The following is a 19865-nucleotide window of genomic DNA, read 5'->3' as shown; positions in this document are numbered from 1 at the left end:
GGAATGCGAAGTTATTTGCCTATCAGTACGCTTTCGGTTACTCACAAGGTAGAACGCCTGGCAATCCACACTTGAGTCGCCAGTCAGCTTTCGTATACTAAAATTAATAAGGAGGGGAATACCTATGAAACACAGACAAATTAAAATTTTTATCACACTGCTATCTGTTTCCGCTGGCTTATTAGGACTTGCGAACACCTCTGCTAGTGCTAAGACGGTTTGGATATTCGGCAACCATGATAAATCCATCCAGACCGCGCCAAAAGCTTTACGCGGCACCTGGTACGGCTATCAATACCGTTATGACAGTCATCCTAGCAAGCTGGTGATTAACAAGAAATCCTTCACAGTCACTACATCCAACAATAAGAAACATACACTAAAATTCATGCACTCTTGGCGAGAGGACTACCAGAAGAAAAGATTTCCCAGCATTGACTTACGTAAATCTAGCCACGGCTGGACCTACTTTGCAGTCAATCTCAAACCCAACTGGGAACTAAGTAATTCTCAATTTTACTTCGGTCAAGTCTTGCCCGTTAAGTACGGTAAGCAACGTGCCTTAGCTTACGTCCAAGGCGTTAACGAGAGCAAAACAAAAGTCGAATTGTTGACGAAGAAAAAGATCAATCATCCTGTTTTCAAGTCAACGAAACATATGACGGTTATTAATTACCACGGCGGTAAGTAATCACATGAATTGGCATTACACCTATACTTTGCAAAAATGAGGTTCTCTAAAATAAAATTATCCTCCCCAAACCGAAAGTTTCTGTCGTTTGGGGAAGATAATTTTGTTTTTTCACCACATCACAAATGAATCCTCAAACCATTTATCTGTCATAATCTAGAAAAATACCTTAAAATGAGCATTATAAGGAGATGTTCACCTTGCAGGGTAGTCCAGAACTCATTGTTTCTGAAGTTATACAAAACACTCAAAAAATTTATATTCCAATTTATCAACGACGCTATAGCTGGGGAAAAGAACAGCTTCAGCGTTTGGTCGACGATATGCAAACAGCTCGTGATCACGACCTGAAGCAGTACTTCATTGGGAGCCTAATCTTAGACACGTCGCAAACTGGCATTTCAGAAGTCGCCGTTATTGACGGGCAACAACGCCTAACAACCATTTCATTATTTCTAATCGCGTTACGTGATATTATGGTTAATACCAATCCCGAGACGAGCCGCATGATTACAGAGCGATACTTAATTGACAGCTACGATCACTCCTCCCTACACCATAACCGTCTAAAACCCGTCCCTGGCGATGAAGAACAATACATAGATGTCCTCATACACGGAGAATCAGCACAGCCATCCTTATTTGCATCCAATTATCAATTTTTTAGAGATCTCATTAATACGAGCAGTTTGACCGCAAGTACTTGGTTTAACTTGCTACGGACCCAGCTTCAAACGATGGTCATTACTGTTCAACCCGGTGACGATGCGCAATTAATTTTCGAAAGTCTGAACTCCACTGGCTTAAGTTTAACGGAATCCGATAAAATTAGAAATTACCTACTAATGAGCCTATCCAGTGAAGAACAATCGAAAGCTTTTGAGACCTGGCAAGAAATCGAAAGAATCGTCCATCCTGAAAACATTTCTACTTTTTATCGTCACTATTTGACCTCACTGGCCAGATCCTCCAAGCCCGTTAAAAAGGGTAGAATCTACATTGATTATCGTCAATACATTGGCTTAAAACCAGGGTTTGATCGCTATGCAGAATTACAAATAGAAAAAGATGTCGCGCTAATTTACGCACAAATTCAATTTCCTAATGATTACGATTTCAGTGATCCCCGTACCAAGCAACTATTGGATCGATTGTCCGAATTGAAATTGGATGTGATGATGCCTTATCTTCTACAAGTGTTTAACAAGTACCAAGAACAAAAGATTACCCTTAATTCTTTAAATGAAGTCTTGGCCGTATTACTATCCTACCTCGCTCGCCGCCTATTCGTTGGTATGCCTAGTACGGGACTCAACAATTTCTTCTCATCCTTGGATCGACAGGTCACCCGCCTAAGCCAAAATCGAAATATTTCCTATGACACTGCTTTAAAAGTTGTTCTTACCCATACCGTTAAGGAAAATAAGATTTTCCCCAATAATCAGGTTGTTCACCAAGCGCTAGTCACCAAAGATTATTATCATATTCGTACTGAATCCTTTTGGTTCATTATGAATGAATTGAATAATCTTCATGGCGAGCCTCAAGATCTCTTCAAAAAATCCGAAAATGGTAGCTATTCCATCGAACATATCATGCCCCAAACGTTAAGCAATGCCTGGCAGAAAAGTCTAGGAGAAAATTGGCATGATATCCAGATGACTTGGCTCAACCGATTGGCTAATTTAACCTTAACCGGTTTCAATTCACAGATGAGTAATCATCTATTTTTAGAAAAAAGGGACGCCCCTAACGGGTATCGTATGTCCGGCATTAAGCTTAACCAAGATCTAGCCAACGTCTCATCCTGGAACACGGCTGCCCTAGAACAGCGCCAAGAAGACTTGTACAGCCGAATTCTAGAAGTCTGGCCTATTCCTCAAGTTCCAGATTTAGCGATTAAAAATACTGACTGGATTAGCCTGGAAGACACCGACCCCAAAGGGAAAAAACCGCTTGCTTTTAAATTTCACCAGCAATCCAGCCAACCAATCAAAAGCTGGAAAGAGCTCTATTTCGATGTCGCTAATCTTCTCTGGTTAAATAACCCAGCCGCTTTCTTCCAAATGGCTAATAACGATAGCGAGTGGCTAGTCAAATACACTTCAGAAGTTGATTCACCAGATTATCGAGAATTGTCTGGCCCCAATGATGGCCAGCCTATCAGTCTCTTTGCTGGCAACTCATCAGCCACTGAACGTAAAAAATATATGCAACGGCTGCTCAGCGCTAGCGGTGACTCACTGGACAATGTTGAAATTAGATTAAACCAACCACATGCCTAACTTATCAATTGTTTTGTAACACTTCAGAACAAATTTTCTTCCTAAAGAAACATCCGCCCAACGATTACAGTCGTTGAACGGATGTTTTTGATTATCAGAGTTCTCGATATCTTAACCCCAATTATCTTTTTCTCCAATTCTTAATTTGTGCGAACCCAAATAACGTCCCCACCATGGCAAGTAGTGCGCCTCCCCACCAAGCAGAGGTTTGATGCTCACTGGTCTGCGGCAATTGGGGCGTTGATGCTGGCTTCACGCTATTTGACTTATTTACAGTAGTTACTCGCGCCGCTTGAGTACCACTCTTGGACACTTGTTGAGGGGCTTTTTGTCCCGTCCTGCGCGACTTAATCCGTGCATCTTGTGTCCCTTTTTCATTCCCTACAGACGGCTTATTAGGTGCCACAGTTGCCGGTTTCACACCAACGTCCACCTTAGATGTCGTAGCTTGATACGTGTAGTAGACATCCTGACTAGTTGCCGTATAGACACCAACAGCGTTACCTGACGTTGTGACTAACTGATAATTTTTAAAGTCTTTTGCCTGTGTTGCATAGGCCTGTCCAAGTGCTCCAGTGAGGACGTCATCTGCCGCTAATTTTTCACCCGTTTGAGTCTGATAGTGGACCGTTACTGTCCCATTCGAGACAGGCGTTCCTGGATCAACGGGTTTCACAGGTGGTGTAACGGGTGGCGTGACCGGTTTCCCCGTAGACTTGTAGTAAACATAAATATCATTGTTAACATCTTGAATCGTTCCACATAATTTTTGATCTGTGACCGTACCACCATCGACACGGTCATACACATACCCATCAATCACAGGTAAATCAACACTCCAAGGCGTCTTAGTTTTCCCAGATTTCTTAATCAACTTTTTCCCAATGGCAGTACCGTCTTCATCGACTAAGTAGATTTTCTGTAATGGATTAAACAGTAATTTAATGCTCTGCGCATCACCGTTGTAAGTTACTTTCGAATCCTCAGTCGTTTTCGTCAGCTCTTGATTATATTTCACCGGCTTTTCGTATGTAAATCCGCGATCTTCCAGCTCAGCAATCACCTGCTGCACGGACGTATCGTTAAGAACGTCCATACTGGTTCCAGATTGACCACTTAAAATTACAAACGGCGCAATCTTAACCCCACCGTCCAGTTGAAAAGCAACCGTTACGGCACCTATTCCAGCTTGTAAAGTGTATGGCACCGTAATCTTTCCATCAAACTGCACCCCATTTGGCTCAGCCGGTCTTGTAAGATCATTATGCCGGCTAATATCCCAAACTAAGTTCAGACTGCCAGCTGATCCCTTCAGGTCATGCCAAATGGACCAGTTGGCTGCTCCCCAAATCTCACTTACTCCTGTTGATTGTGGATCTCCCTGCATGAATTCATTAAAATCATGCAGATTATCGTAAGCGAAGGACCATGTCGATAACGATGTAGTATTCGGATTCAAGGCTACCTGATTCAACGTCCAAGTCTGGCCCGATGCTGAGATTAGATATCTTATTGGCTCTCCCTCTATGAAGGGTTTCCAATTAAGTCCTAATAGCGGTGTAATATCAAAGATATGGTTGTGCCCAACATTTAGAAAACTCGGTGTCGCTGTGATATTTCGTAGCGGTGATAGATCAGAAATATTGTTATTTCCAAATGAGAATTGGCTTAACTTAACCAGCTTGGCTAACGGCTTTAAACTCGTGATTTTATACTGACTTTCCGCAGCTTGGGTGAGGTTAATATTGGTAAGATTGGTCAAATTGGCCATGAACGACAAATCCGTTATATTGTTGTAGCTTAGATCAAGCATTTTGAGAGCCGTTAACCCCGCGAAGGCTCCCGTATCATTATCTGATATCTGATTACGCCTCAACTTCACAGTAACCAGTTGAGTTAATCCTCGGAGGGCTGACACATCTTTTAGTTGTCCACGTTGCGTCGAATCTTGCCATTTTTTACTAGCATCCAAATTAAGTGTAATCGTCAGTTCTGTTAAATTCGTCGCATATTGTAACCCAGCCAACGATTTTACATTTCTAACGGCATCATAAATGTTTCTATGAGTAATTTGGTCCTTTGAGAGTGCATCTATGCTCTTTAACTCTTTCAACATGTCAACGGTAATCTGTGATGCACTGGTAAGCTCAGAATGTGTTTTTTTAAGATTAAACAAAATTATTGTTTGCAAATCCTTATCGGGAATAAGCTCATCGACGGTCTGGGGCTTAGGTGTAGGGGCCTCTTCTACCTGAACATTTTGAGTCGTTGCTGCCTGGCTGGCCGTCGCAGCGCCTTCAGACGGCTTGGATCCATCAGGGACTACGTTATCCTTTGGTTTAGTCCCCTGACTGACTGGTTTGGTTTCCATTTGATTGTTACTAGTGGGTGTCGACTGAGTTTTTTCAGAAGCGGAAACATCCCGGACCCCTGAATCATCGGTATTCCGGAGTTTATTCTCCTTCTCAGAACTAACAGTCTTTTCCGGCTGGGTTTCCACGGCTGGCACCGTATCTTGATCACCTGGCTCCTTGTCCTGAATCTGACTATCCAAACTTTGATTCGTTAAATCAGCTGCACCAACTGGTTCCGCTGCATGTGCGACCTCAGTTGCCATCCCAAATGTACCTAATGTTAAAGCCACTACGCTCATAAGTAACCAACGATTCCTTTTGCCAGTTCTTACCCGATATATAGTCATTTCAGAACTCTCCCATCATCCTGACAATTTCCTACCGCCATCAACAAATTCCGTGAAAATAGTTCTAATTCTTAATTCAATTTACCACGAGATGCAGGCATGGTCAATACTGTAAAATATTTATTAATTAATACTATTTAATCTATATCTTTCAACCGTTTTACCCCTATTTGTCGCTCAGCAAATTGACCTGTAGACAGTCATCTTAGGTAATCAATCGGTCCCTGTTTTCTTTGATACGTAACGAACTCGGATGTCCTGATACTCTCAGTGTCTCTGTTGAGCCTATACTGAGCGCAATCATACCCAAGAAGGTGGCAACAATGAAATATGCCTATCATATGTCCAACGCTCCCCTAGCCGGTTTAGAATCTACCCAAGCTTTCAAATATCTTTCCCTATATCTAAAGTCACTACCAGCGTTCATCATCCTAATCTTGTTAAATTGCCAGTTTATCGTAGGCAGATTTATCTTTACCTGGAATTTCACCTCATGGTACCTAACCGTCTGCTATCTGATATTCCCTTTGATTCACGTCCCTCTCGCAAGGTTTAAGAATAGTCTGGTTAAACATACTTCTGGAGCCAATTCATCTGTTCCCAAGGCCATGATTTACGCGGCTGGTTGGCCGCTGATGCCTATCCATGACTACACAGGACGCGAGTCACGGATCATTCCGGATTTGCTTGAACTTTTACTGGAGTTTGTATTGGCACCTTTAATTCTGGCTGTTTTACCCTTATTACAGCACCCTTGATCACTTCGACAAATAAAAGCATCAAAAAAGTCTGATTCATTTACGAATCAGGCTTTACTCGGTTATTTCCGATAAAGGTAAGCGATATGCTTTCCGACGATTGGATATGAAGCGATGGCCTTCTTGCCATTGTGACGAACTGGTTTCAGATACAGGATCGACGCGTAGGCGCGCTTACTCATCGCCGCGCCAGTTGGATAGATTTCATACTGCTTCGTCTTGTAGCGGTAGTCAATGTCCTGGACCTCCTTCTTTAGGAAATGAATCGTCTTGGTTTTCCTTTTTCCTTGGAAGTCAATCTTCATGGTATAAGAGTTCTTCTTAAACGTGTAAATTGACCGTACCTTTTTCTTACTGAGACTGCTGTACTCCGTGTAGCCCTTAGTCTGCCACGTTCCCCGCAGTACTTTAGGAATCGCCTTATACGTTTTGTAGTACTTAGAATTATTCGTAGCTGCACTCGCTGGCTGGGCAGTCGCCGTAATGGCACCCGCCAACCCTAAGCTTAACGCAATTGCTAGAATAATATGGTTTATACTTTTCATATTTTCCCCCGCCTAATATGTATTTGATTCTTCCGTTTACTTCATGAGTATAGCACTAGGTTAACAATCAATTAAGAAAATCATGCATTCTCCAGCAAACTCATCAGCCAATTCTAAACCATAATTTCCAAGAATATCCAGCGACCCCCAGCTAAACTGCTATAATAACAATAGCTTTTTCCGCGGGCGTCAACACTAGCGCCCACGCGAAACCAATTAATGCATAAGGAGTTCCAGAATGAATAAAATTCTAAAAGCACAATTCTTCGTCGATGATCTTTCAGACGATCAAAAGACGGTCATCACCAATATTAACGACTATATTAAGCAAGGCCTCACCGGCGACACTTCCTCAGTCGCCATCATCCAAGGCGCTGCCGGAACCGGTAAGTCCGTTGTTCTGATGGAGCTCGTGCGTCAGTACATGACCGACAGCCGCTACAAGACTTCACTGGTGGTCAACCATCCCGAACTGTATAAAGCTTACCAGGACCTCGCAGAATCCATTCCCAACATGAAGGTCAAGTCGATTCGCCGGCCAACCTCACTGATCAACTACGCACAAAAAAATCATAAAAAATACGATATCATTTTCGTTGATGAAGCCCACCTGCTCTACTCCAAGTCAGAACCCTACGCGCACTACCGCGGGCAGAACCAACTCACCGATCTGATGAATTTAGCCAAAGTTGTTGTCGTCGTCTATGACTTCGACCAAGTCTTCCAGTCCAAGATGTACTGGGACAAGGACCTCCTCTTCAAGACGATTGGCTCGCACCCATATAAAATGTTTGATATGAATTTCCAATACCGGATGGTCGCCAGCGACGAACAAGTTGCCTGGATGGACGACTTAACCGCGCAAAAACCACTGAAGGCTTTCCCCAAAAACAGTGACTTCAAGTTTAAAATGTTTGATACCGCTGGCGAACTCTTCGAAAACATCAAGAAGCGCAATAAAGAAGTCGGCATGAGTCGCGTCGTTGCGACCTCTGGTTTTCCACGGATCAACGGCCGCCACAACGTCGAGATGGATACGTTCAATTTACCTTGGGACGAGTGGGACCCACAGCGAACGCACTGGGCCAAGCGTGAGGGTTCCATCACCCAGGTTGGGACGATCTACACCCTTCAAGGCTTTGACCTGAACTACGTCGGCATGATTATCGGCCCATCTTTCGGCTACGACAAGGCCACCGACACGATGACCATCATCCCCGAGAAATATTCTCACAAGGAGATCTTCAAGAAGCGTAAGGATATGAAATTCACTCAAGATGAATACAAAACGTTCATCGCCAACGTTCTAAACGTTCTGATGAAACGTGGGAAATACGGACTGTACCTGACCGCCTACGATGACGCCCTGCGGCAACGATTGATGGAACTCGAAAACGAAAAATAATGGCTTTAAAATATGCTGCTGATAATCACACCGTTGATTACCAGCAGCATATTTTTATAAAAACCGCTAATTATCAACTGAGGACGCCCTCTCATCACGTCTGATATATCAGTTAAAAAGGATATGTCCCCCATATTGCATAATTATTTTGAATATATGCATGTTTTTTCACTTTATTGTAGTTATCTGTTTTAAATGGTAGAATGTATGCGCTTACTAATATATCTGTTTAGTCTTTTTTATTTTAGGAGGGATTTACTTGGCAGCTGACTTACTCGCCCTTTTCTGGGTGCTTATTGGGATTTTACTTTTAGTTTTCCTAATCGTTAAAACGAAAGTACATAATATTATTGCCTTACTCGTTTCAGGGTTATTCATTGCCTTTGCCGAAGGGTTACCTATGGTCAAGATCGCAACGACCATCGAAACCGGTATCGGCAGCGTCATGTCATCCTTACTTTTGATTGTTATTTTTGGGGCAATCATCGGGAAAATGATGACAGAATCCGGCGCCTCACAGCAAATTGCGGATACCATTGTCAATGCAATGGGGCCTAAGTTGTTGCCTTATGCGCTACTCCTCATCGGGACAATCTTTGGGATGTCGATGTTCTACGAAGTGGCCTTCCTTATCACCATGCCACTGGTCATTAACATTGCCAAGGAAGCCAAGGTGCCCTATATGAAGCTGGTCATCCCGACCATTGCTGGGGCCACCATGGGTCATAGTATCTTTCCCCCGCAACCTGGTCCAATGGCCTTGGTTACCGCCTTTCATGCCGATATTGCCCAAGTCTACATGCTAGGGTTTATCGTTATTGTACCAACCATCATTTGCTCCGGTGTTCTCATTCAGCACTTTATTCCGGGGCTGGCAGACATGCCGCTGGGTAACGTGATGAAGCCGGCACCTAAACGGGCTGCTACGGACATTCCTAGTTTTAGAACCAGTATCATCATCCCTCTACTACCTGCCATTATCATCATTTGCGCCTCACTAGCTAAAACCTTATCAGCCACCAACAGCTGGGTATTTAAATTTGCCAGCTTCATTGGGAGTGCTGAAATTAGTATGCTCATCACGGTCATCGTTGCCATGCTCCTGTTTGGCTACCGCCGAGGCATGTCCGGCAAACAAATCTCAGATCATATGACCAGCGCCATTGCTGGCATCTCTAACGTTCTGATGGTCATTGCCGCCGGTGGTGTAATGAAGGAAGTCATCATCGATAGTGGTATTGGGAGTAAAATTGTCGATCTGGTGGGCCACACTAATATTTCCCCGCTGATTCTTGCCTGGATTATCACTGTCCTCATCCGACTCATGACGGGACAAGGGGCCGTTTCCGCGATCACCGCTGCCGGCATCGTGGCACCAATGGTTGTGGCGTTCCACGTTAACCCCGCCCTGATGATGTTAGCCTGTGCCTGCGGGAGTAATACCACGACTTTGATGTATGACGGTGGTTTCTTACTCTACCAGCAATCATTCGGCATCTCCTTAAAGGACACCTTCAAAACCTGGGGACTACTGGAATTTGTAAATTCCTTTGTCGGCCTACTGATGGTTCTCTTGATTAGCGTGTTTGTTCACTAGTCATTATCTGAATTCTTTAACTTTTTAATTCCAAAGTAATCGCAGACACCGCCGAAGTTATAACTGGCATCTGCGGCTGCTTTATTTTTACGCTGATTTAGTAGTCAGAGCGACTCACCAAGCGCTGGCACCCCATCTCCAAGCCAATGTTTCACATGAAACAATCGTCTCAAATTCCCCGTGACTGTAACGTGACGGCACAGCTTACACTGGTGATACCAACGTTTACCAAAAGGTGGTCCATTCAACTTGGCCCGTCATTCGGCCAACGGATATGAATTTTGACCGCAGTAGGCCACTCGTTTAAATCACCTACCGTTTCAAAAAGGCGCCCTCATTGCTGAGAGCACCTTTTGTTTGTCTAGCCATTCTGTTCGTGCCACGCCTTGATCTGCACCAACCGGTCCTTGAACCGTCGCTCGTTGCCCTCACTAGTCGGCAGGTAATACTCATGCCCTGCAACAGATGGCGGCATCGTCTTCATCGTCGTCAACTTATCCTTGGCATAGTGCGCCAGCTCATAGCCTTTGCCATACCCCAAGTCTTTCATTAACTTCGTCGGGGCATTCCGAATCTGGAGTGGCACCGGATCATTCGCCGTCTGCTTCACATCTTTAGCCGCGGCCAGCCGAGCCTTATAAATGGCATTGGATTTCGGCGCCAGTGACAGGTACGTCACTGCCTCAACCAGATGGACGTCACACTCAGGCATCCCAATAAATTGGCAAGCTTGAAAGACATTAATCGCTACGTTAAGGGCATTCGTATCCGCCAGCCCAATATCTTCGCTCGCAAATCTGACGAGCCGTCTGGCAATATACAGGGGATCTTCGCCGCCTTCCAACATCCGTGACAGCCAGTAGATTGCCGCATCCGTATCGCTATTTCGCATGGATTTATGCAGCGCGGAGATGATGTTGTAATGCTCCTCACCGGTCTTGTCGTACAGCACAAATTTCTTCGCAATCAGCTGACTGAGATCCGCCATGTTAACCGTCGTTGCATCGGCCATCTTATCCCCATTTAAAATTGCCATCTCCAGTGTATTCAACGCCGTTCTGGCATCCCCATCGGCAAAGTTGGCGATGGCCTGAATCTCGTCCTGGCCAATCTTGATGGTCTGCTTGCCAAAACCCTCCGGATTACGCAGCGCATTCTTCAGTAAGGTAACAATGTCATCTTGCTTCAGGGCTTTCAGCACAAATACCTTGCATCGTGACAGTAAGGCCGAATTGATCTCAAACGAGGGATTTTCGGTTGTCGCCCCGATTAAAATAATGCTCCCCCGTTCAACGTAGGGGAGAAACGCATCCTGCTGGGCCTTATTGAACCGGTGAATTTCGTCGACAAACACCATCGTTCGCTGACCAATCTCGCGGTCCAACTCTGCCTGTTTCATAATTTTTTTGATTTTACTGATACTACTATCTACCGCGCTAAAACTCAAAAAACTCGACTGTGTTTTCCGCGCAATGATTTCGGCCAAAGTTGTCTTCCCGACACCCGGCGGGCCCCAGAAAATCATCGACGAAACCTGATCATTTTCGATAATTTCACGAAGAATCTTGCCAGTTCCGAGCAAGTGCTGCTGCCCGACAAACTGATCCAAGTCCTTAGGCCGAACCCGACTAGCTAACGGCGTGTTCTGCGGTTGATTTGAGAAAAGTGATTCTTGTTTCACACGGAAGCCTCCCCACCTTAAAACTTAAAGTAACTTACACACTGTCACCCAGCATAAGCTATAACGTTACGTTACAGTCAAGTGAGGACCCTTCAAGTACAAACGGTTCGGTCTCTCAGCAACGTCAAAAATAAACAGGCCCAAATCGCAGTTTACGATTCAAACCTGTCTATTCTAATACCATCATTACTAACTGAGAAGTTTCGGTCCACTAGCACCTCTCAGGTTACTTTTCAATCACTTTTGTTTTGTTACTCGTTACGAAACTACCGTCGCTAAGAACTAACCGCGTTGTTAGATGGTGACGCACGATCTTTTTAACATGCAATACCTTTCCACGCTTCAAATGCTTGATTTGATGCTTAAGCGCCTTATCGCGATAAGCATTCGTGCCCAAAATTACTTTGACTCGCTTAGGATTGTGCTGATAGTACGTGTGCACCGTAAAGGCCCGCTTAGCCGTAATATAACCGGTCTTGCCATAACGCTTAGAACCAGCCGTCACGTCGCGAACCAAGTAGCGCTTAACGCCATTCTTGGACTGCGCAACACCAGTAATCACAAACTGTGGCCGCAATGTCCGTTTTTGCTTGGCATAATAATACTGTCGCGTCTTCTTGCTGAAGTCTGGCGTACTATACAGGCCGAGCTTCTTAACAGCTGTAATTGCGCGATCTTTTTGTGCAACAACTACGGTATGGCCCTGATCACCCGTTGAAGAACTATCACTTGAGCTTGACGATTCACTCGAAGAACTTGAGTCAGTACCACCTGGAGTGACTGGTGGCGTCACTGGCGCTACCTTATACGATAACGTCACCGACTGCGGGTCGGACGTATACGTCCCCGTCAGTGAGCCTTCAGTAGCACTGACGTACTGATAGCCATTGATGGTAGCTGGTTTAATCGTGTAGGTAGCTCCCCAAGCACCGGGAAGCTGCGCGTCAGCTTGAATCATTTTTCCATCCTGATTAATGTAATGTATCGTTACGGGATTTCCTGGCGTTTTCGTCGGTTCCCATTGATACGTTTGATTTCCAGCTGGCGCCGTACTCCCATTATATTCAGAAATCAAACCGGCCGTAGTATAAGTAGTCTTATTGGAATCATCGGGCCTCAAATATTGATCATTACTGTTTTCCCATTTTCCAGTATAGGTAGTATCCTTATCTGGCCCTATTAATTCAGAACCGGTCAAGTTATCTTTCGAACTTAAAGTTAGTTTACTTATTGAGGCTTGAAAAGACCCATCAAACATTTCAGTTAGAGGTATGCTGGGCTCCCAATTACCAATATCAAGACTTTTAACATTAGCAACCCCAAACATACTAGAAAATCCTCCTGCCGTGGAATTACCAAAATGGCCAATTCCTTTATCCGAATTTACCTTGCGAACATCAAAGTCTGACAAATCCAGAGATGAAGGATTATTCTCATCACCATAGCCCTCAAACATTTCGCCCATATCAGTGACATTACTTGTATCCAGCTTCTCATACCCGGTAACAAGATTAGTCTGGCTAAACATGCCATGCATATTCGTTGCCTTACTCGTATCAAAACCCGATACATCAATTGTATCCAGTCCACTGTTATAAAACATAAAAGAAAAGTTTGTGGATTGGCTAGTATCTAGGTTCTGCCAATTTTTAACCTGTGGGACACTGATCAAGAACTGAGAAAACATAAACGATGCATTTTTAGGTGTTGCAACCTTACCATCGAATGAAATGGTATTAAACTCAAACTTGTTGTGATCTCCGCCCTCCCTTACTTGAATATCAAAGAAAGGCGTCACTGGATCACCAAGGGGGCCACTAGGCTGTGGCACCGGCTTAGCTTCCGGTAACTCACCACTTCCAACATGCATAACACCATCTGCAGTTAGTGTCCACGGACAGGTCCCCAATGTTCCCGAATCAACAACCTTCGCATCAGATGCATGCGCAACGACCTCTGTTCCAATCGTAGGTAGCGCGGGCACTGTTCCCAATACCTGAACACCACAAAAAGCCACTCCCGCTGCGACTGCAATCCCAATTGTACTTCGTTTCATGAACGACATCCTCCCTAGTATTGGCTGAGTTCATCTACGTTTTTTCAATGATCAGATCAAAATAATGACTCAACCTAATATCATATGAAACCGTTTCCCTTAATAACCACAGTGTAACATATTCTATACCCGATAATGAGTGAATCTTCCTTCAAAAAGATTACAAAAAATGGCGACGCCTTCACGAGGCACCGCCGTAAGCTTATTCACTTTATTAGTATCAGCTCCTACACCCGCGCCCGCTCCACCGAGTGCAACTCCCCACGAATCACCAGCCGCTTCGGCTCGCCCCGCTTCGCGGAGTTACACGTCACCAGCGTCACCAGCTTCTTGCCAGGAACGTCATCGATGACCTCAACCTTGTGACGGTCGACCACCTGGACACGCGTGACCTTATACCGATACACCTGTTGCTTATCCGTCAGGTACACGCTGTCTCCCTTGTGGACACCCTTTAGTGGCGAGAACAGAAGGCGTTTAGAAACCATGTAATGCCCCGCCAGCGCGTAATTACCCTGCCCCATCTGCTGGTCTGCCTTGAGCGTCCCCGCCCCGCGGACCAGCACGGCATTACTGACACCAACACCGATCGGCAAGTCCACTCCGACTGCCGGGACTCGGAGCTGACCAACCGCACCGTAGTTACTGGTACCGGTCAGTTCACGGAGTCCATAACTCCCGACCGTGAGCGGATTCAGCTGAGACGTCTTCGCGTAGTTGAAGGGAGCCGTTTCCCCCTGTGCCTCGCGCTTAGTCCGTTTTACACTCTCGACCGTTATCTCACTCAGCGCCGTCTTGCCTAACTGGGTCACCGAAAAGCTTTGCGTTAGTCCAAGGAGGATCAACCCAGCTCCGACGAGAAACATCAGCAGCAACCAGAGGGAACTTTTCTTGTGTCGTTTACGTTTCGCCATTTAGCTCGCCTCCTTTGCGCGTCTGTATCGCCGGTAGCCCAGCCATACGCCCGCTGTCAGTGCCAGAATCGTCAGTATCAGGACCACCGTCTTGTATCGGTCCCAAACGAATTTTCCTGGAGGAATCGCCTCCGTTTCGTTTGGGATTCGCTTGCCAGTGACCAGGAGTCGGTGGGTGTTGATCATATACGGCGTGCAGGTCATCAGCGTTACCTGATTTCGCGCTGCCGACCGGTTGATCGGTTGCCGCGTATCCGCCTTCACCGTCCGAATCGCCGTAACTTCATAGGTCATCAAGCCATAAGCGTTCTTCAGGTAGAAACGATCACCACGATCCACCCGCCAGAGGTCAGTGAACAGCTGGGCCCCGGGTAACCCGCCGTGTGCCGTGATTAGACTGTGCTGGTTGTCCTTCCCTTGCGGAATATCCGTTCCGTTGACCAGCCCCGCATATTTCTGAAGGACCTGCTCGCTGGTCCCGACAAAGACGGGAAGTTCAACGTTAATCTTGGGAATTGCTACAAGCGCTAGGGGTTCCGTTTCAACGAACTGCTTCTCATTCTTTTTAAATGGATCCTTGACCGTCGCCGTCTGCTTAACGGCTGCTTGTTTCTGAAGTGAACGTTGCAGCGCCTTGAGTTGTCTCTCACTCGCCGTTTGGAGCTGGTTCTTATACGAAACGAGGACCCCCTGCTGCCGCCAGCGGGCCACTACGTTACTTGCAGCTGGGTAGCCGATTAGGCCCAAGCCCAAGCAGAATAGTAGGATTGCTAGCCATTTGCGCATGTGGGGGTCCCCCTTCTCTAGCTGTCTAAGTGTCGATTACGCTTACGCTGCCTTGTGTTGCCGGTAGTACAGGTAACCCGCGCCACCCATCAGGAGACTCCCAATGAGGAGGAACAGCCAGATACCCATTCCCCCGGTGATTGGGAGGGCGTAGCGTTCATTTTCGATGGTCTTAGCCTTGATTTCTGTAGCGTCCTTATCATTGGTGATGTCAAACGCAATCACATCTTCCAGAAGGGCATAGCCGGCTGGTGCTTGTGTTTCGACCAGGTTGTATTGCGTTACCCCTCTGACCTTCTCGTCGTACACGTATGGGAGGCCGGTGAAACCGAAAGTACCATCGGCTGCGGAGGTTAGCTCCGTGGCTTTTGCTTTACTCTTGACCCACTTTACAAACTGGTTATTCTTGAAGACTGCCCAGGAAGTGCCATCCTTGCTGAGGCTTTGAACTTTAAACTTCGCTCCGGCTAGGCCTTTTCCTGAGTTTGCGTCAACCTTCTCAAACTTGGCACCACCGAGGATCAGGTGATTCACGATGCCAATCCAAGAACCTTTAACCTTGAAAAACTTCTTATCTGGTTGGGCACTGATCACTTCAACATTACCGACCTTATCGACGGTAAACGTCAGGGAAATCTTGATGTCCCTGCCCTCTGGCTGTTCGTACCAGGGGTAGTTTTTAATCGAGTGTTCCGTTAACACGTATTTAGTCCCAACAGTCAGGCCACCAAATTCGATGTTACCGTCTTTATCAGTCTTCAGATCGGCGATAACATCATCACTACCTTCCTCCCGCAACTGGAAAATCACGCCTTCTAACGCGACATGCCTCTTGCTAAGCGGTGCCAGGGGGTTGATCCCGACCTTATGAATCTCCGGGTCAACGTCGCGGGCAACAATATTCTTAGGGTACAGGTGAATCGTGTCCTTATCGCTCAGGGGTAACCCGATGATCATCGGTGCCGAGATGCCTGTTAAATGGTGAGCAGGAACTTCGGTTTCCATAATCAGGTAGAATCCGCTGTTCGGAAGCTTATCAAAAGTTAGGATGCCATCGGTCCCCTCCAACTCTTGCGTATCAATGGGGCTCAGATTGTGCTCCGTCGCAAATTGTTTTTGAGCGGCAATTAATTCTTCCGGATCAGTCTTGCCAGCGGTAATTTTTTCAATCAGCGCATCACGTTTAGTCTTGAATTGTTCGCTTGTCATTTGAACCTTATTGCCATCCTTATCTGCGAAAAGTTCGGAGATGTCATAGACGCTAAAAGTGACTTTTCCATACTGATCGGCGTTATAGGGACTCATGCTTTTGGGAATCTCAACTTCATCCCCAGTGTTTTTAATATCCTCGCGATCCTTATTCTGCGGGGTATCCCCTACACCAATGTTATCCAGCTTATGCAGTTTCATCGTAACTGTTTCAGGCGTTGAGTCTGTTGTTGTATCGCTGGCAATCGCCGTCATGTGGCTGCCTAGCGTGAGGCCACAGAAGGCGAAGGTCGCCAGGGCCAGGTGTCGCAGTTTTCTGAATTTCATGGGTTATCCTCCTCTAGGGTGAGTGCGCCAAATGGCGAGTGCCGATAGGGTGAGTATGAGCCCTAAACTGATGAACCAGATGATTCCTCGGCCCCCAGTAACGGGTAGGCTGTAAGGGTCGTTCTTAATCAACTCTGTTTTACCTTGCATTTTTTTCGAAACGGTAAACTTATGCGTAGTACCGACGACGTAGCCATCTGGAGCTTTGGCTTCAATTAACTTGTACTTGCCATATGGCAGGCCCGTCACCTTGATTGGAGCGTTTGTGGTACTCGTCAGCCGAGTCGCTTCTTGATGCGTATCCACGACACCAGTCATCTTGCCGTCACTGTTAAATGTCAGGTACTTGCCAGCTTTGTTACGGATGATAAACTCGGCCCCGGCAAGCGCCTTGTCTGTGCTACCATCGATCTTTTGGAACTGGTAGTCGCCCCGTTTAACCTTGTTTGTTACGGTGATGACTTGGTCATTCTGACCGCCGGAGATGACGACTTGATCTGAGTTACCAGAGATTTCCCAACGTTTGCTGTCCTGACTGTAAGTTAAAGTGAATTCTTGCGGTGAGACATAGCCTTTAGGAACTTCTTCGGTAATCGTGTAGGTCTTCTTCGCGTCCAGCTTGCGTAGGACGAGTTCCCCGTTGCTACCAGTTTTAAATTTAGTAGATTCCCCATCGCTGGACGTAACGTTGAAAACAACTCCATCGAGTTCTTTCATTTTCGCAGGGTCCCATGGGAGGTCACCCAGCTTCTTTAGGGTTAGGCCTTTGTGGAAGTGCGTCACAACTTCGTTTGTTTCGTTTTCAAAATCGTATTTTCCGCCAGAATTAAATGCAACTTTGGCCCGATTCCTAAAGGTCCCCACAAAGTCGTCATCAAACGTTACACGCATTTGAAAGGCAAATGGGTCTCCGTTGAAATCCAACATTTCAATTTCCTTATCAGATAACGTGTACGTTATATTCTGACCATCAATACCGAGCGCTCCCCGATCTTTAGCATCAACTTTAATCGGTTCTCCGTCCGTATTATATAGGGTAATAGCTTCGGGATTGAGTGTCGCTCCATCTGGCAATCTATCCGTCATGATAATATTATTAGGTTTCGCAATAGCCTCATCCGGAATACCATACGTTGGCTGATAAACCGTGTAGTAAAAACTGCTTAGGTCATTCTCGTCACGGTTGATTGTTGCACCATCTAAATCATTAAACTCGAGGCCAAAATCATCGGTAGGGTGGACAGTCTTGCTAGGCTCCTCTGGTCTCAGTGGAACAATGGTACCCGTAGAGAACGACTGCCAAGTGAAGCCAGATTCACTTCTCAATTTGAATTCTTGTGTTGTACCAATCATCGGGAAGGAAACAGCACCTTTTTCGTAGTTAGTCGAGCCTAGGAAATCTCCCCACTCATTGTCTGCGGTGTAGGACACTCCGACTTCCCAGATACCTTTACCAACACCTTCATACCAACCGTTATCACGTTCTTTAACTAACGATTTTTCAGATAATTTTCCTTTCAGACCAGGTAGCCGCGTACCAGCCCATTCGTGTTCTTTATCCTCATTACCGTTTAGCGAACCAAACGTGAAGTAAGCGTTAAACTCCTTATCATCAATTTTCCCAGGGAAGATAAGCGCTTGAGTTCCATCTTCGTTCGTAAACGTTACATCGATATCGAGTTCTTCGATTCCATTGTAGACGATACCTGAGTAGAAATTACTGGAGAAATCGATGAAAGGTTCCTGCAGTCTTTTCGGCTCTTTATTCTTATCGCGGTACTTCATATTTGAAATTTTGACGATAGCGCCCATTTTTTTATCTGGCTTCTCTGCCTGATTAGAATCGGTATATGCCCCTACCTCTGGGTAGTACACGACGATTGCTTTGTTATTAAGGTCTGGATTTCCTGGAAGAGCTACCGCATGCGACAGTGCATTATTTTTTTGCTGGTAGGAAACGTAGTAGTATTTTCTAAAATTATCCCCTACATAGAATTTCCCAACATTCGTTCCATCTTCACCTGATGTCTTGTCAACAACCTCAACGCCCTCTTGACCTATAAGGCTACCGCCAATGTCCATCTTTTCTGACCAACTTCCGATTTGAACCCGGCCCTGATGAACCTTAATATCATCGCCAGTTAGTCGTTTCTCTGGATCTTCCGTTGGTGTCGAAAGAGTCGTCTTCGATAGAGAAGATTTCTTGGCGTCATTCGTATTTGTAACTTCCTCGGTTGCCTTTGTATCTTCCTGAGTCGTCGTTTTTTCAGCGACTTTCTTAGTCGCGTTGTTATCATTGTTAGGCGTTACAGTTTTCTGCGATTTCTTTTGTTTCGTCTTTTGCGAGTCTTTCTTTTTCGTAGAAGTATCTTTATCCTGGTTTTCCACTACCGTTTCTTCAGTAGCTTCGTTATCCGCGTCGCTGTCCTCAGCCTTAACTTCAATTTCATGAATACCTTCAACATCTACCGGCGTGTCGCCAAGCTTTATCTTAAGCAGCAATGTTGGGATCAGCAGCGGATCAGCCAACTTGATAGGCACGATTAGTTTCACCTTCTGCGCCGATTCTTGTTCATTGTTGAGCAAAAGCTGGTGGTCTTCATCAACTTCAGCTGTAATATCCTTGTCTGGGTCTAAGTCAGTAATTTTCCCCGGCTTAAACTTGGCATTGTCTTCATTATCCAATGTCACTACCGTCTCGCCCTCAGGAATCTCCATGGCTAGTTCCAATTGCAGGTCCTGAGGTTGGTGACTGGTAATTTCCGTAACAACTCCGCCCGTCTTGTCCTGGAGAGTTGCCGTTGAAATACTGGCTTCCCGTTCCTGCGCTTGCGTGCGTAGAAACGATGTCAAACCAACGAAACACGTTATTAGTAAAATTATTCTTAGCCATTTTTTCATGAGGCAATC

General features: G+C 45.7%; 12 protein-coding genes. 4 read left to right on the top strand and 8 right to left on the bottom strand.

The annotated features are described in order from the left end of the window. Positions 1 to 124 precede the first annotated feature (124 nt). Together ACEPSU_RS00855 and ACEPSU_RS00850 are read left to right on the top strand one after the other, a co-directional pair. Entirely contained in the window at positions 125 to 691 is a 567-nt protein-coding gene (locus ACEPSU_RS00855; protein WP_020090168.1) for a hypothetical protein, read from the top strand. Between the two features lie 191 nt (positions 692 to 882). Then, positions 883 to 2976, top strand: a complete 2094-nt coding sequence (locus ACEPSU_RS00850) for a DUF262 domain-containing protein (RefSeq protein ID WP_395323467.1) — start codon at positions 883 to 885, stop codon at positions 2974 to 2976. A gap of 121 nt (positions 2977 to 3097) precedes the next feature. On the opposite strand, the gene ACEPSU_RS00845 is transcribed toward ACEPSU_RS00850, so the two are convergent. Together ACEPSU_RS00845 and ACEPSU_RS00840 are read right to left on the bottom strand one after the other, a co-directional pair. Then, positions 3098 to 5677, bottom strand: a complete 2580-nt coding sequence (locus tag ACEPSU_RS00845) for a MucBP domain-containing protein (protein WP_395322170.1) — start codon at positions 5675 to 5677, stop codon at positions 3098 to 3100. Between the two features lie 820 nt (positions 5678 to 6497). Beyond that, positions 6498 to 6980, bottom strand: a complete 483-nt coding sequence (locus tag ACEPSU_RS00840; protein WP_020090172.1) for a hypothetical protein — start codon at positions 6978 to 6980, stop codon at positions 6498 to 6500. Between the two features lie 238 nt (positions 6981 to 7218). On the opposite strand from ACEPSU_RS00840, the gene ACEPSU_RS00835 reads away from it, so the two are divergent. Beyond that, a complete protein-coding gene (locus ACEPSU_RS00835) occupies positions 7219 to 8385 on the top strand; it encodes a DUF2075 domain-containing protein (protein WP_395322168.1) in 1167 nt (388 codons plus the stop codon). A 259-nt stretch (positions 8386 to 8644) separates the two neighbouring features. Then, the gene (locus ACEPSU_RS00830; protein ID WP_020090174.1) at positions 8645 to 9982 is read left to right on the top strand and encodes a gluconate:H+ symporter; all 1338 of its coding nucleotides are present in this window, start codon (positions 8645 to 8647) and stop codon (positions 9980 to 9982) included. Positions 9983 to 10343: 361 nt separating this feature from the next. On the opposite strand, the gene ACEPSU_RS00825 is transcribed toward ACEPSU_RS00830, so the two are convergent. From ACEPSU_RS00825 to ACEPSU_RS00800, 6 genes are all read right to left on the bottom strand, one after another. Next, a complete protein-coding gene (locus tag ACEPSU_RS00825) occupies positions 10344 to 11663 on the bottom strand; it encodes a replication-associated recombination protein A (RefSeq protein WP_395322166.1) in 1320 nt (439 codons plus the stop codon). Positions 11664 to 11889: 226 nt separating this feature from the next. Further along, on the bottom strand, positions 11890 to 13719 hold the full coding sequence (locus ACEPSU_RS00820; RefSeq protein ID WP_395322164.1) for a DUF5776 domain-containing protein: 1830 nt from the start codon (positions 13717 to 13719) through the stop codon (positions 11890 to 11892). Positions 13720 to 13946: 227 nt separating this feature from the next. Continuing rightward, positions 13947 to 14633 (bottom strand): class A sortase, encoded by a 687-nt coding sequence (locus tag ACEPSU_RS00815; protein WP_395322162.1) that lies wholly within the window; start codon positions 14631 to 14633, stop codon positions 13947 to 13949. Further along, entirely contained in the window at positions 14634 to 15419 is a 786-nt protein-coding gene (locus ACEPSU_RS00810; protein ID WP_395322160.1) for a class C sortase, read from the bottom strand. It abuts the gene before it with no gap. 42 nt (positions 15420 to 15461) lie between these two features. Next, the gene (locus tag ACEPSU_RS00805) at positions 15462 to 16955 is read right to left on the bottom strand and encodes a SpaA isopeptide-forming pilin-related protein (protein ID WP_395322158.1); all 1494 of its coding nucleotides are present in this window, start codon (positions 16953 to 16955) and stop codon (positions 15462 to 15464) included. A 3-nt stretch (positions 16956 to 16958) separates the two neighbouring features. Next, positions 16959 to 19856, bottom strand: coding sequence for a collagen binding domain-containing protein (locus tag ACEPSU_RS00800; protein ID WP_395322156.1), 2898 nt, complete (start codon positions 19854 to 19856; stop codon positions 16959 to 16961). Between the last annotated feature and the right edge of the window lie 9 nt (positions 19857 to 19865).

Origin of the sequence: Levilactobacillus parabrevis (assembly GCF_044051715.1) — a bacterium.
Lineage (GTDB): Bacteria > Bacillota > Bacilli > Lactobacillales > Lactobacillaceae > Levilactobacillus > Levilactobacillus parabrevis.
Note: the sequence above shows the minus strand (reverse complement) of the source record. Positions and strands in the feature narration are given on the sequence as shown.